Source organism: Ruegeria sp. BHSC037, assembly GCF_059613045.1.
Map to the genome: position 1 here is coordinate 88,755 of NZ_JBXWRT010000011.1, position 14,180 is coordinate 102,934.

The following is a 14,180-nucleotide window of genomic DNA, read 5'->3' on the forward strand; positions in this document are numbered from 1 at the left end:
GGTGCGTCCTGCGTCATCGATCATGGGTCAGCGCCTGCAATAGCGAATGGCGGCGGGAAGGGAAAGGGCCAAGCACCCCGCGCACTGGACATCCGCCGCATCACGGCTAGGCTCGCGGTCTGAGGCAGCGAAAGGGGCGCGTCATGGAAAAGTTCGGCAAAAGCCAGCCGGTCTCCAGGACCGAGGATCAGCGGTTCCTGACCGGGCAGGGGCGCTACATGGACGATACGGTACCACCTGGCGCACTGCACGCAGTGTTCTTTCGCAGCCCGGTGGCGCATGGCGACATCACCGGGCTTGACCTTGACGCCGCCCGCGCCGCGCCCGGCGTGCGGCTGGTGCTGACCATCGACGACCTGATCGCCGCCGGAATCGACCCGGTGCTGAGCGCCACGATCCTTGTCAACCGCGATGGCACCCGCGCCGCCAATCCCCCGCGCCACATGCTGGCCCGCGACCGGGTGCGGTTTGTCGGCGAGCCGGTGGCGATGGTCGTCGCCGAAACGCTGGCGCAGGCCCGCGACGCCGCCGAACTGACCTGGATGGACACCGCCGACCGCCCCGCCAAGCTGGACCTTGCGCCGGGCGGTGAGCCGCTGCACCCCGAGGCGCCCGACAACCGCGCCTTTGACTGGGCCGTGGGCGACGAGGCCGCGACCCAGGCCGCCTTTGACGCCGCCGCCCATGTCGTGTCGCTGCAGGTGGCCGACAACCGGGTGATCGTGAACTCGATCGAGCCGCGCGGCTGCAACGCGGTCTGGTCCGACGGGCGGCTGCATTTCAGCTATGGTGGGCAGGGTGTCTGGGGGATGAAGGCGCAGTTGGCCGACAAGCTGCGGCTGGACCCGCAGGCGGTCCATGTCACAACGCCAGACGTGGGCGGCGGGTTCGGCATGAAGGCGATGCCGTATCCCGAGTATTTCTCGGTCGCGGTAGCGGCGATGCAACTGGGCCAGCCCGTGCACTGGATGTCGGACCGGACCGAGGCGATGCTGTCCGACCACCACGGGCGCGACCTGACCTCGCTGGCCGAACTGGCCTTTGACGAGGATCTTCGCATCACCGCCTACCGGGTGCACAGCCGGTGCAACCTGGGCGCCTACAACAGCCATTTCGGCCAGGCGATCCAGACCAACCTGTTCAAATGCGTACTGCCTGGCGTCTATGACGTGCAGAAAACCTATTTGCGGGTCGAGGGGTTCTATACCAACACCACCCAGGTCGACGCTTATCGCGGTGCCGGCCGCCCCGAGGCGATCTATGTGCTGGAACGCGCGATGGACCGCGCCGCGCGAGAACTGGGCGTCGATCCGTGGGAGCTGCGCCGCCGCAACTTCATCCGGCCCGACGCCTTTCCCTATGTCTCGGCCACAGGTGAAACCTATGACGTGGGCGATTTCGACATGGTCCTGTCCCGCGCCGCCGAACAGACCGCCGGTTTCGCCGCGCGCAAGGCCGCCGACGCCGAACGCGGTCTGATCCGAGGGCAGGGGATTTGTTACTATATTGAAAGCATTCTGGGCGACCCTTCCGAAGGCGCAAAAGTCGAATTCTGTCAGGACGGCACCGTGAATCTTTATGTCGGGACGCAATCGAACGGGCAGGGGCACGAGACGGTCTATGCCCAGTTCCTGTCGGATCAGACGGGGATCCCGGCCGACCGGATCCGGGTCGTGCAGGGCGACAGCGACCGCATGGCGCAGGGCGGCGGCACCGGCGGGTCGCGCTCGGTCACGGTCCAAAGCGCGGCGACGCTGGTCACGATTGACCAGATGATTGCCGCATTCACGCCCTATCTGGCGGATAAAATGGGGGTCGAGGAAAGCGATGTGACCTTCGACCATGAAACCTTTCGCGCGCCGGGGTCGAACCTGACGCCCACGCTGATCGAAGCGGCTGAAATGGCCCGCGCGGATGGCCGCGCCGACCTGCTGCAGCACGAGGCCCGCACGCGGCTAGAGGCGCGCAGCTATCCCAACGGCGCCCATGTCGCCGAGATCGTGATCGACCCGGAAACTGGCACAACATCGGTCGACCGCTATACGGTGGTCGATGATTTCGGCAATCTCATCAACCCGATGCTGGCCGAAGGCCAGGTGCATGGCGGGGTGGCGCAGGGCATCGGTCAGGCGCTGTGCGAACACGTTGTGCATGATGCCGAAGGGCAACTGCTGACGGCTACCTTCATGGACTACGCCTTGCCCCGCGCCGACGACCTGCCGATGATCAGGTTTACCTCGGCGCCGGTTCCGTCAACGGCCAACCCGATGGGAATGAAAGGCTGTGGCGAGGCAGGCACGGTCGGCGCATTGGCGGCCGTGGCAAACGCAGTTCAGGACGCGCTGTGGGATCACGGGGTGCGACAGGCGGACATGCCTTTTACACCGCGCAGGGTTTGGGAAATGCTGTCGGATGCAGTTGACGTGGATCGGTAGAAAACTCCTCGGATGGCTTGGCCGCCCGCTGCGGTCGGAACATTCCGGTGAAACGCGTCATCGCGAGCCGATCAGCCATGTCATCATCCTTGACGGCACCATGTCCACGCTGGAACCCGGCCGAGAAACGCATGCCGGCCTGACCTATCGGATGTGCCGCGAGATGGGTGGCAACGTCTCGGTGTTCTACGAAGGCGGTGTCCAGTGGGACAGCTGGAAATCCACTCTGGACGTTATGATGGGACGCGGGATCAATCGGCAGATTCGCCGGGCCTATGGCTATCTGGCGTCGCGCTATGAGCCGGGCGACCGGATTTACTTGATCGGGTATTCGCGTGGTGCCTATGGGGTGCGCAGCCTGGCGGGCGTGATCGACATGATCGGGCTGCTGCGCCCCGAACACGCGACCGAGCGCAACATCAAGCAGTCCTACCGCCACTATGAGAACAATCCGCGCGGCAAGGCCGCGCAGGATTTCCGGCGGCTTTATTGTCATGATGGTGTCGAGATCGAGATGATCGGCGTCTGGGACTCGGTCAAGGCACTGGGCCTGCGGCTGCCGCTGCTGTGGCGCCTGGCCGAAGAGCGCCACGCCTTCCATCATCACCATCTGGGGCAGGCGACGCGAAACGGCTATCACGCGCTTGCGATGGATGAGACGCGCGAAGTGTTCACTCCGGTTCTGTGGCAGGACACCGCCGACTTCAAGGGCCGTGTCGAACAGGTCTGGTTCCGTGGCACCCATGGCGACGTGGGCGGGCAGCTCAGCGGGTTCGAGCCGGCGCGGCCGCTGGCCAACATTTCGCTGGTGTGGATGCTGGACAAGGCCGAATTGCACGGTCTGCCGCTGCCCGAGGGCTGGCGCAGCCGGTTTCCCACCGATCCGCACGCGCCATCGGTCGGCACCTGGCGCGGGTGGGGCAAGATCTTTCTGCTGCGCCGCCACCGGTTGGTCGGGCAGGACCCGTCGGAACGACTGCACGTCTCGGTATCACCCAACGAGCTGCCGAAATGGGTGCATCTGCCGGCCGGGCCGCATTCGCACCCCGCGCAATAGGTTTCAGTCGAAACTCGCCGGACTGGGCGCACGGCGATGCGCGTCAAAGGCGGCGTGGATATCCGCCTCGAGGTTGCGCACCTGCGAAAGGGCGGGCAGCGCATCGGGCGCGAAGTAGCCCGCATCGCTGGTTTCGGCGCCTGGCTGCGGCGCGGTGCCGGACTCTGGGTCGCACAGGAAGAACAGCTTGTAGAAATCGCGGGCATCCGCCGGGTAGGGGTGCCGGGCCTTGTGGCGCAGGGCGTACAGGCTGTGCGCCCTGACCTGCAGCCCGGCTTCCTCAAAGACCTCGCGTTCGATGTTCTCTGCCGGAGAGCTACCGATATCTGCAAACCCGCCCGGCATGGCCCACAACCCGTCGCTGCGCTCGCGCACCAGCAGGATGTGGCCGTTCTGGATCACGGCGCCGCGGATGTCGATGCTGGGGGTGGCGTATCCGCCTGCATGGGGCGGTATCAGCCCCTCGATCCGCGACACGGGCACCCGGCCCAGATCGGCCAGCATGGCGCGGGCGATGCCGGCGATCTCGTCATAACGCTCGCGGTCGAAAGGGTCGGTGGTAAAGTGCTGGCCTGTCTCGGCCAGCGCTAACAATCGTTTGGCCTGCGCCAGCCAGGTATCCTCCGTCGCGGTCGGATCCCGGCGCACCGGGTATTACCGACGCCGGTCGCGGCGCGCACTCATGGGTTGGAAGGCGACACCCACATGCGCCTCGCAATAGGGTTTGCCCGGCTCGGCCGGCAGACCGCAGAACCAGAAATCATCCGTGGCCGGATCGCCCACGGGCCATTTGCAGGTCTTCTCGGTCAGTTCCATCAGAGACAGCTTCTTGGCCTTCTTCTCAACCTCGTTGACCTTGGCAAGCGCCTCGGGGCTGATTTCATTGGCCGAGGGCTGCGGCGGCAGCGGCTGGCCGGCCGGAATGATCTGGCGGCGCGGCGGCGTGGCCGGTTTCGCCTCGGCGGCCGGTGCGGCTGCCGCGGGGCGGGCCGGCTCGGTCTTGGGGGCGGGTTTGGGCTTGGCTTCGGCCTTGGGCGCGGGGGCCGGTTTTTCCTTGGGCTCGGCCTTGGCGGGTGCGGCGCCGGTGGTCCGGTTCGACAGGCCCAGGCGATGGACCTTGCCGATCACCGCATTGCGGGTGACCCCGCCCAGTTCCTTGGCGATCTGGCTGGCCGACTGGCCTTCGCCCCACATTTTCTTGAGCAGTTCTACGCGCTCGTCTGTCCAGGACATGGGTAGCCTTTCAAAAGCGGGAAAGCGGCCTCGGTCACGGGCCGCCTTCGGAATTCGTCTCAGCGCCCTATTCTAATCACTGCGGGCCGAGTTACAAGCGGTCATCGAATCAGATTGGGGGCAGGAATGCAGAATCTCGCGGATCAGGACATGCGCCGTTTCGGAGCGGTCAACTGGATTGGGTTGTGGACACTGGCCCAGCGCGAAACCCTGCGCTTTCTGGCGGTCTGGACGCAGACCCTGCTGGCGCCTCTGGTCACTGCTGGCCTGTTCCTGCTGATCTTCAACATCGCTGTCGGCCCGGGGCGGCCGGATGTGATGGGCGTGCCCTTTCTGACCTTTCTGGCGCCCGGGATCATGATGATGACGGTGATTCAGAACGCCTTTGCCAACACTTCGTCCTCGATGGTGATCTCCAAAGTGCAGGGTAACATCGTGGACACGCTGATGCCGCCGCTGTCACCGCTCGAAATCCTGCTGGGCTATCTGGCGGGCGGCATTGCGCGGGGCGTGCTGATCGCGCTGGTCGTGGCAGCGGCCCTGGCGCTGGTGTTGGGGCTGGTGCCGGCGCATCCGCTGATCGCGCTGGCCTTCGTGGTGCTGGGCGGTGCGTTCATGGGCGGTCTGGGCCTGTTTGCGGGCATCTTCGCCAACAAGTTTGACCAGATGGCGGCCATCACCAACTTCATCGTCACCCCGCTGGCCTTCCTGTCGGGCACCTTCTACTCGGTCGAGGCGCTGCCGCCGCTGCTGAACCGCCTCAGCCATGCCAACCCGGTGTTCTACCTGATCGACGGGCTGCGGTTCGGGATGATCGGCGTGTCGGACAGTTCGCCGCTGCTGGGGCTGGCCGTCTGCGGCGGGGCCACGTTGGCCGTCTGTGCGGTGACTTGGCAGATGCTGCGCACGGGCTACCGGCTCAAGGCCTGACCCGCCGCGCCCGACCTTCGCGCCACACCAGGATCAGCGCTCCGGTCAGGATGATGCCCGACCCGGTCACGCTGACCGCATCCGGGATCACGTCGAACACCGCAAAATCGTACAGGCCCGCAAAGATTAGCGTGGCATAGCTGATCGGCGCCACGAACGAGGCATCGGCCCGCGCCATGCCGTTGACGAAACAGGCCTGCGCACAGGCCATCAGCACCCCGATCCCGACCAGCGCTGCCCATTGCGCGGACGCAGGCGGTGCCCAGACCGCCAGCACCGCGACCGTGGCGATGGTCACACCCATCGCGTTATTGACCAGCAGGATCTGGATCGGCGCCTCGCGGCCCGACAGTTTCTTGATGAAGATCAGCTCCATCCCGATCACAGCCGCCGCACCCAGCGCCAGCAGGGCGGCGGGCTGAAAGCTTGCGGGCGTCGGGCGCAGCAAGATCAACGCGCCCGCCAACGCCACCGCTGCGGCCAGCCAGCGCCAGGGGCCGACGCCCTCTTTCAACAGCGGGATGGCCAGCACCATCGCGAATACCGGGTTCAGGAAAGATATCGCGGTGGCATCGGCAATCGGGATGTAAGCGACCGAGGCGAACATCAGCGAAATCCCCGCCCAGCCGAAACTGGTGCGACCCAGATGCAGCCCCCAATGCGGTCGCCGCAGCCGGGGGCGCAGCACCGCGACGGTGGCCGCGATCGCGACGAAAGCGAACAGGAACCGCCCGTGGCTGATCTGCAGCGGATGCAGCGGCGGGCCCAGCGCATCGGTGCCCAGCGCCTTGGCCAGCAACGTGGTGCCCGCGATGAAGGCGCTGGCGCAAAAGATCAGACCGGCGGCCAATGCCGGGTTGTGAGCCTTGGGCGTGAACATGGCCCAGCGGTGCGGCAGAGCGGCCCGAATGACAAGCCCCAAACGCCCACGGTTCCAACAAATTCAACTGTCATCGCGATTTCGGCTTTTCACATCGTGACGGTCCCGCTATACGAGCACCCATGATCAAAACCGTGCATATCCTGCCGCTCCGACGCCGACGCATCACCGCGTAACCGGCCCGTTTGATCCTGCGCGCGCGACCCAAATCCGCGCATCTCTCACCAAATCTGTTGACGAACCCGGTCTCAGTGTTTCAGTCACTGGGTTCAAGTTTTCCAAAAAGGATGATCCGATGATCCCGTCCGTTCTGCCGACCTACAATCGTGCTCCGCTGACCTTCGTTAAGGGCGAAGGCGCTTGGCTGACCGAGGCGGACGGCCGACGTTTCCTTGACCTGGGCGCGGGGATCGCGGTGAACGCGCTGGGCCATGCCCACCCGGCCCTGGTCAATGCCTTGACCGAGCAGGCGCATGCGCTGTGGCACGTGTCGAACCTGTACCAGATTCCGCAACAGCAGGCGCTGGCCGACAAGCTGGTGGATCTGACCTTCGCCGACACTGTGTTCTTCACCAATTCGGGCACCGAGTCCTGCGAACTGGCGGTCAAGATGGCCCGCAAGCATTTCCACGACAAGGGTCAGCCGGAAAAGGTCGAGATCATCACGTTCGAGGGGTCTTTCCACGGCCGGTCCTCGGCGGGCATCGCCGCGGCCGGGTCCGAGAAGATGACCAAGGGGTTCGGCCCGCTGCTGCCCGGGTTCGTACATGTCGCCTTCGGCGATCTGGAGGGCGTGACCAACGCGATCAACGACAAAACCGCCGCGATCATGATCGAGCCGATCCAGGGCGAGGGCGGTATCCGCCCCGTCCCCGATGTCGAGCTCAAGGCCCTGCGCCAGATCTGCGACGACAACGGGCTGCTGCTGATCCTTGACGAGGTGCAGTGCGGCGTCGGCCGCACCGGGAAACTCTTTGCCCATGAATGGGCGGGCATTACGCCCGACATCATGATGGTGGCCAAGGGCATCGGCGGGGGCTTTCCACTGGGTGCGGTGCTGGCCACCGAAGCGGCCGCCAGCGGCATGACCGCGGGCACCCATGGGTCGACCTATGGCGGCAACCCGCTGGGCTGCGCGGTGGGCTGCGCGGTTCTGGACCATGTGGCGACCCCGGCCTTCCTGGACGGCGTCAACCGCAAGGCGGGTCTGCTGCGCCAAAAGCTCGAGGGCCTTGTCGCCGATCACCCCGACGTGTTCGAAGAGGTCCGCGGATCCGGCCTGATGCTGGGCCTGAAATGCAAGGCGCCCAACGCCGACGTGGTCACGGCCGGTTATGACAACGAAGTCATCACTGTGCCCGCGGCCGACAACGTGATCCGCCTGCTGCCGCCGCTGACCCTGACCGAGGATGACATTGCCCAGGCCCAGATCCGCCTCGAGAAAGCCGCCCGGCAGGTTCAAAGCCAACTCGCCTCGGCCTGACGCCCCCTATTCCCAAATGCGCCGGGGGCGACGCGCCCCGGCAACCGACAGTGAAAAAGCGAACCGACATGAACCATTTCCTTGATATCCACAAAACCGACGCCGCCGCGCTGCGGTCGATGATCGACCAAGCCGGCGCGATGAAGCAGGCCCGGTTGGGCCGTCCCAAGGCCGCACCCGACGACGAACAGCCGCTGGCCGGCCGCATGGTGGCGCTGATTTTCGAAAAACCCTCGACCCGGACCCGCGTTTCGTTCGATGTGGGCGTGCGCCAGATGGGCGGGCAAACCATGGTGCTGTCGGGCAAGGACATGCAGCTGGGCCATGGCGAGACTATCGCCGACACCGCCCGCGTGCTGTCGCGCTATGTCGACATGATCATGATCCGCACCTTCGACGAAACCATCCTGACCGAGATGGCCGAATACTCGGACGTGCCGGTGATCAATGGCCTGACCGACCGCACCCATCCTTGCCAGATCATGGCCGACGTGCTGACCTACGAGGAACACCGCGGCCCCATCGCCGGGAAAAAGGTGGTCTGGACGGGTGACGGCAACAATGTCTGTGCCTCGTTCCTGCACGCGGCGGGCCAGTTCGGTTTTGACCTGACCTTTACCGGCCCGGCCCAGTTCGACCCCGAGGAAGAGTTCATGGGTTTCGCCCGCCAGAAGGGCTCGAAAATCGTGATCGAGCGCGACCCATACAAGGCCGTCGAAGGCGCCGATCTTGTCGTGGCCGACACCTGGGTTTCGATGCACGACTCGCAGTCGGCCAAGGAGCGCCGCCACAACCTGCTGCGGCCCTATCAGGTCAACGCGGAACTCATGTCCCACGCCAAACCCGATGCGCTGTTCATGCACTGCCTGCCCGCCCACCGCGAGGAGGAAGCGACCTCCGAGGTGATGGACGGGCCGAACTCGGTGATCTTTGACGAGGCCGAAAACCGACTGCACGCGCAGAAGGCGGTGATGCGCTGGTGTTTGGGTGTCTGAAGCCCCTTAGAAATTCTATGGGAGCCGCTGGTTCTCTTTCAATTCTGGAGGCTCCCATGCCGCACGTCGTCCTTGAATTTTCAGCCGGGCTTGAGCAATCGCATGATTTTCAAGCCATATGCGAAGATCTCTATAAGGTCCTCGCCACGCATGAGGAATTTGACGCACCAACGCTCAAAATTCGCGCGATGCCGATCCCGTATTCCCACATCGGGACCGAGCCGCAGACGTTCATTCATGCCACTCTATTCCTGATGCAGGGCCGGGACGAGCCGACGCGAACCGAACTGAACACAATCATTCTGGATGTTCTGGCCGCCGGTGCACCGGCGGTCGGCAGCATCACGGTGCGGGATGTAGAGATGAACCGCGCCACCTATGCAAAGCGCCTGGCGACCTGAGCTGCGCCTGCCGTCTAAACTCGCGGTTTCACGTCCCAGACCTGCAATCTGATCAAGGCCCCGACGCAGGCGAACAATACAAGCCCACACAATGCGGCCTTGGTGACGGTTTCCATTGCGCCCTCGATCAGCAGGGCATGTACGACGGTGCCTAGAATGGTCACCAGCGCAAGACTGGCATGGGCCAACCGCCAAAGGCGGAACCGCCATCCCAGTCGGCTGCGCAGCGCGGCTAGCGCCACGGCGGCGAACGCTGCCAACATGGCCACCACGCCCCAAGCCGAGAAAGGGGTAGGCGACCGGAAAAGCAGGGCATCCACCACATCCGGGGGGCTGGTGACCCACAGCCCGCCGACGTGCAGGACAATCATGGCGATCAGGGTTATCCCGACCCAGCGGTGCACCATTCGGCTGCTCATCGCCGTCAGCCCCGGCAATACGCGCGCGGCCAGCAGCGGCTGTACCAGAAGCAATCCCAACCCGATAATCCCGGCAAAGCCTGCTGCGATGTAGATCGGGCTGCGCCATGCCAGATACGGGCTGAACCCCGCCACCACCACAGGCACCGCAACGGCGGCGATCAGCGCCAGCCAGACCGCGAGGACGCCCGGGCGCGGCACCGGGTTCAGACCGGTTGCAGAACGAAATGCGCGGCGAGGGTCTTGTCGCGCGCACTGGACATGATCGGGCGCAGGAACACGGTCTCGAATTCGCCGCTGTCATAGGCCAGATGTCCGTGCGGCTGACCAAAGGCGGGCACGATCTGCGGCATCTCCAGCCGGAATTCTCCGTTCGCATCGGTCAGGGTGGCACCGTGGCTCTGAGGGTCGCGTTCGTGGCCTTCTGTGGTATGCGCCCAGATCTGGATGCGCTGACCGGGCAAGGGCGCGCCGTCGCCGGCCCGCCTTACTGTGCCGGTCATCCAGAAACCGCCGCCGCCGATCCGGTCGACGATCGGCGCGCCCGGGCGATAATTGTTCGATCCACCCCGCATCGACGGGGTCGGCGCCAGCCCATTTGCCCGCGCAGGCATGATGAGGCCGCTGCCGGCCGTGGCGACCAGAGCGGTGCCGGCCACCAACATGGTTCTTCGGTTCAGTGAATCTCCGGGCATCTAAACCTCTCCTGTGCTGACCCGGCAGCTGTTCCAACCGCCACAGTAGAAGAATAGCACGATCGCGGCTCATTCCGAGCGTTCCGGGCAAAAACCGGCCAACCGGCGGACGAAAGCGCATGGAATGGACCAAGGCGGCAATAATCTTTGACGCCTGCGCCATTCGGGTGCGATCCTTTTCTTTGCGCCACCAAGGGGGGAAGCCGATGACAGATGCCAACCTGCTGACAAAGGATGAAATCGCCGCCTTCCGCCGCGATGGTGCGGTGGTGCTGCGCCAGAAATTCGGCGCGGACTGGCTGGAGTTGCTGCGCGCGGGCATCGACGCCGATCTGCAAACCCCGACCGAGAACTTCACGCGCCACACCAAGGACCCGGACGCGCCCGCCTATCTCGAGGATTACTGGGCCTGGAGCAAGATCCCCCAGTTCGAGGAATTCGTCCGCAACTCGCCCTGCGCGCCGATAGCTTCCGAATTGCTGGGCGCCGCGCCGATCAATCTGGTGATGGACAACTGGTTCCTGCGCGAGGCCGGATCGACCTCGCGCCCGCCATTCCATCAGGACCTGTCCTATTTCGATTTTGAAGGCTCGATGTGCGTGCTGTGGTTGCCGCTTGAACCGGTCAGCAAGAACAACGGGATCGCTTTCGTGCGCGGCTCGCACCTGTGGGACAAGCTGTTCATGCGCGTACGCTTTACCGACGGGCACCCCAGTTACGAACCCACGCAGGTTGCAGGCCGCACCTATCACCCGCCACCAGACGTGAATGCCGATCCCGGCGCTTATGACCTGCTGCAATGGGACATGGATCTGGGCGACTGCATCTATTTCGACATGCGCACGCTGCACGGGGGGCTGTCCTCGGTCACGCCCACGGAAACCGTGCGCCGCTTCACCCTGCGCATGACCGGGCCGGACGGGGTGATCCGGTATCGCGGCGATTGGGCCAAGGAGGAGCGGGCGCAGTTTGAGGCCGCCGGCTATGCCGAGGGCGACCGGATCGCCGGCCCGTTCTTCCCGCAGCTCTGGCCCCGCGTACAGGGCTGATCCGGGCTGCAGCCTATCTGTGCGCAGATGCACTTTGTCCGCCGGTATTTTGCGCTAGATTGGCAAGAGTGAACATCCCGCCGCACTGGATTGGAGGCCGACATGAGCTGGAACCCCACCCACAGCCCCGAATGCGTCAGCGAAGGTTCGGCGCTGGAAACCCTGATCATCCCGCGCGCCCGCGATCTGGGCGGGTTCGAAGTGCGCCGCGCGCTGCCCTCGGTCAAGCGCCAGTTGGTGGGGCCCTTCATCTTTTTCGACCAGATGGGACCGGCCGAGTTCATCACCGATGGCGGCATCGACGTACGCCCGCATCCGCATATCGGGCTGGGCACCGTTACTTATCTGTACGAGGGCGAATTTGAACATCGCGACAGCCTCGGAACCCATCAGATGATCTATCCCGGCGAGGTCAACTGGATGGTCGCGGGCCGCGGCGTCACCCATTCCGAACGCACCAGCGCCGAAACCCGCGCCAAGCGGCACAGCCTGTTCGGCATCCAGACCTGGATCGCGCTGCCCGAAGCGCACGAAGACATGGCCCCCGATTTCGAACATCACAAGCAGGCCGCGTTGCCGCATATCCAGGATGCCGGTGTCAGCGCCCGGCTGATCCTCGGCTCGGCCTATGGGGAAACCAGCCCGGTCACGATGCTGTCGGAAACCTTCTATCTGGACGTGCAACTGGACCCCGGCGCTGCCTTCCCGTTGCCCGACGATCACGAGGATCGGGGCGTCTACGTCACCCAAGGCTCGGTCGAGATCGCGGGTGACCGGTTCGAGGAAGGCCGCATGATGGTCTTCCGCCCGGGTGACCGCCTGTCGGTGACTGCCGGGCCGGCGGGGGCGCGGCTGATGGTGCTGGGCGGAGCCACGATGAATGAGGATCGGTATATCTGGTGGAACTTCGTTTCTTCCTCGAAGGACAAGATCGAAACGGCGATCCGCGAATGGAAATCCGCCGATTGGGCCAACGGCGCCTTCCACCTGCCGCCGGGGGACGAGGACGAGTTCATTCCGATTACCCCGGAACTGGAACGCACCAAGCCCCGGCGCGCGCGCTGAACGTCACGTCAGCGCCCGCCCGGCTTGCCTGCCCAAGGGATCCCGGCGATCCTTAGCGGCAAACGGGAAGGGGACGGCATGAGACTGGTGATCGCGGGCGCGGGCAGCATCGGATGCTACTGCGGGGGGATGCTGGCCGATGCCGGCCACCACGTAACCCTGCTGGGCCGGGCGCGGGTGCTGGACTCGATCCGGCAGAACGGGCTGACCGCGACCGACTATTCGGGCCTGCGTAAAACGATCCCTGCCGACCGTCTGACCCTTTCTGAAGACCCTGCCTGTCTGTCCGACGCCGATCTGGTTCTGGTCACAGTGAAAACCGGCGCCACCGTCGAAATGGCCGGCCTGATCGCCGCGTACACCCCGGCCGCGGCCCCGGTCATTTCGTGGCAGAACGGGATGGAAAACGCCCGCACCCTGCGCACCGCGCTGCCCGGACGGGACGTGCGCGCCGGGATGGTGCCGTTCAACGTGGTGCCTGCCGGTCCGGCCACCTGGCATCGCGCGACATCCGGCGACATCGTGATCGAGTCCGGTCCCGGCGCGCTGGCCCGCCGCCTGTCCACGCCCGATCTGCCCGTCACCGAAACCGACGGGATCGAGGCGGTGCAATGGGGCAAGCTGGTCATCAACCTCAACAATGCGCTGAACGCGCTGTCGGGTCTGACCCTGCGCGAGCAGCTGTTGAACCGCGACTGGCGCCGCTTGATGGCTGACCAGATGGCCGAGGCGCTGGCGGTTCTGGCCGCCTCCGGGCGCCCCGTGGCCTCTACCACGCCGCTGCCGGGCTGGATGACGCCGCATATCCTGCGCCTGCCCACGCCGCTGTTTTCGCGCATCGCGGCGCGGATGCTGACGATCGACCCCGCCGCGCGCACCTCGATGGCCTATGATCTGGATGCCGGTTGCCCGACCGAAATCGACAGCCTGCAGGGCGAGATCATCCGCTTGGGCTGCGAAACCGGCGCGCCGACCCCGATCTGCGACCGGGTGGCAGAGCTGATCACGCAGGGCGAGACGGGTCCGCTGACCCCCGACCAGATTCGTGCCGGGCTGCGCTCTGCCGTTGGTTAGATCCGCAACAGCAGCTTTTTCAGCTCCGGTTCGTGGACGCGTTCGGACGCCTCTTGCGGCGAGACCCATTCGCGGGTGCGTTCGTGCATTTCGGGAAATTCATCGGCCAGGTCGGTGACCCGCAGCCGATAGACCGTGGTGCAAACCGGATCGATCGCGCCGCTTTTGCGGACCTTGCCGTAGCAATAGCTGCCGACCGGCTCCGGATCGACCTCGGCGTTGCGCACGCCGGCCTCTTCCCAGGCCTCCTGCGCTGCGGCCTCGGCCCCGTTCAGTCCGTCAATCGGCCAGCCCTTGGGGATGATCCACCGCCCGGTGTCGCGACTGGTGACCATTAGCACCTGCGTATCGGGGCCATCGCCACGGGTACACAGCGCCGCGAACTGCACGAGGCGCGGACGCTGAAACAGGGGTTTCAGGACCCCCTCCCAGAATTTTTGCAGCCATGTCATTGCGGGTGCCTG

15 protein-coding genes are annotated in these 14,180 nt (G+C 65.2%); 9 read left to right on the forward strand and 6 right to left on the reverse strand.

The features are described from left to right. Positions 1-143: 143 nt before the first annotated feature. A complete protein-coding gene (locus AC2FMN_RS12255) occupies positions 144-2,435 on the forward strand; it encodes a xanthine dehydrogenase family protein molybdopterin-binding subunit (protein WP_496688460.1) in 2,292 nt (763 codons plus the stop codon). Next, positions 2,413-3,492 (forward strand): T6SS phospholipase effector Tle1-like catalytic domain-containing protein, encoded by a 1,080-nt coding sequence (locus AC2FMN_RS12260; protein WP_496688462.1) that lies wholly within the window; start codon positions 2,413-2,415, stop codon positions 3,490-3,492. Before AC2FMN_RS12255 ends, AC2FMN_RS12260 begins: the two co-directional genes overlap by 23 nt. A 3-nt stretch (positions 3,493-3,495) precedes the next feature. Here the strand turns inward: AC2FMN_RS12260 and AC2FMN_RS12265 are convergent, their stop codons facing one another. After that, complete coding sequence (locus tag AC2FMN_RS12265; protein ID WP_496688464.1) at positions 3,496-4,140, reverse strand: NUDIX hydrolase; 645 nt, start codon at positions 4,138-4,140, stop codon at positions 3,496-3,498. A gap of 6 nt (positions 4,141-4,146) precedes the next feature. Then, positions 4,147-4,725, reverse strand: coding sequence for a GcrA family cell cycle regulator (locus tag AC2FMN_RS12270; protein WP_496688466.1), 579 nt, complete (start codon positions 4,723-4,725; stop codon positions 4,147-4,149). A gap of 126 nt (positions 4,726-4,851) precedes the next feature. Here AC2FMN_RS12270 and AC2FMN_RS12275 point away from each other — a divergent pair, with 126 nt between their 5' ends. Next, entirely contained in the window at positions 4,852-5,655 is an 804-nt protein-coding gene (locus AC2FMN_RS12275) for an ABC transporter permease (protein ID WP_496688468.1), read from the forward strand. Here AC2FMN_RS12275 and AC2FMN_RS12280 read toward each other — a convergent pair. Continuing rightward, the gene (locus tag AC2FMN_RS12280; RefSeq protein WP_496688470.1) at positions 5,645-6,535 is read right to left on the reverse strand and encodes a DMT family transporter; all 891 of its coding nucleotides are present in this window, start codon (positions 6,533-6,535) and stop codon (positions 5,645-5,647) included. The genes AC2FMN_RS12275 and AC2FMN_RS12280 overlap by 11 nt on opposite strands. A 295-nt stretch (positions 6,536-6,830) precedes the next feature. Between AC2FMN_RS12280 and AC2FMN_RS12285 the strand changes: the two genes are divergently transcribed. From AC2FMN_RS12285 to AC2FMN_RS12295, 3 genes are all read left to right on the forward strand, one after another. Next, entirely contained in the window at positions 6,831-8,018 is a 1,188-nt protein-coding gene (locus tag AC2FMN_RS12285; protein ID WP_496688472.1) for an aspartate aminotransferase family protein, read from the forward strand. 68 nt (positions 8,019-8,086) lie between these two features. Further along, positions 8,087-9,013 (forward strand): ornithine carbamoyltransferase, encoded by a 927-nt coding sequence (gene argF, locus AC2FMN_RS12290; protein ID WP_149775691.1) that lies wholly within the window; start codon positions 8,087-8,089, stop codon positions 9,011-9,013. A gap of 56 nt (positions 9,014-9,069) precedes the next feature. Beyond that, the gene (locus AC2FMN_RS12295; RefSeq protein WP_496684125.1) at positions 9,070-9,414 is read left to right on the forward strand and encodes a 5-carboxymethyl-2-hydroxymuconate Delta-isomerase; all 345 of its coding nucleotides are present in this window, start codon (positions 9,070-9,072) and stop codon (positions 9,412-9,414) included. A gap of 14 nt (positions 9,415-9,428) precedes the next feature. On the opposite strand, the gene AC2FMN_RS12300 is transcribed toward AC2FMN_RS12295, so the two are convergent. Then, the gene (locus AC2FMN_RS12300; RefSeq protein ID WP_496684123.1) at positions 9,429-10,034 is read right to left on the reverse strand and encodes a ferric reductase-like transmembrane domain-containing protein; all 606 of its coding nucleotides are present in this window, start codon (positions 10,032-10,034) and stop codon (positions 9,429-9,431) included. Positions 10,035-10,039: 5 nt separating this feature from the next. Next, the gene (locus AC2FMN_RS12305; protein WP_496688474.1) at positions 10,040-10,528 is read right to left on the reverse strand and encodes a twin-arginine translocation pathway signal; all 489 of its coding nucleotides are present in this window, start codon (positions 10,526-10,528) and stop codon (positions 10,040-10,042) included. 206 nt (positions 10,529-10,734) lie between these two features. On the opposite strand from AC2FMN_RS12305, the gene AC2FMN_RS12310 reads away from it, so the two are divergent. From AC2FMN_RS12310 to AC2FMN_RS12320, 3 genes are all read left to right on the forward strand, one after another. After that, entirely contained in the window at positions 10,735-11,577 is an 843-nt protein-coding gene (locus AC2FMN_RS12310) for a phytanoyl-CoA dioxygenase family protein (protein WP_496688475.1), read from the forward strand. 102 nt (positions 11,578-11,679) lie between these two features. Further along, positions 11,680-12,642, forward strand: coding sequence for a pirin family protein (locus AC2FMN_RS12315; RefSeq protein ID WP_496688477.1), 963 nt, complete (start codon positions 11,680-11,682; stop codon positions 12,640-12,642). A gap of 78 nt (positions 12,643-12,720) precedes the next feature. Beyond that, entirely contained in the window at positions 12,721-13,716 is a 996-nt protein-coding gene (locus AC2FMN_RS12320) for a 2-dehydropantoate 2-reductase (protein ID WP_496688479.1), read from the forward strand. Here AC2FMN_RS12320 and AC2FMN_RS12325 read toward each other — a convergent pair. Continuing rightward, a complete protein-coding gene (locus tag AC2FMN_RS12325) occupies positions 13,713-14,168 on the reverse strand; it encodes an NUDIX hydrolase (RefSeq protein WP_496688481.1) in 456 nt (151 codons plus the stop codon). The genes AC2FMN_RS12320 and AC2FMN_RS12325 overlap by 4 nt on opposite strands. Positions 14,169-14,180: the final 12 nt, after the last annotated feature.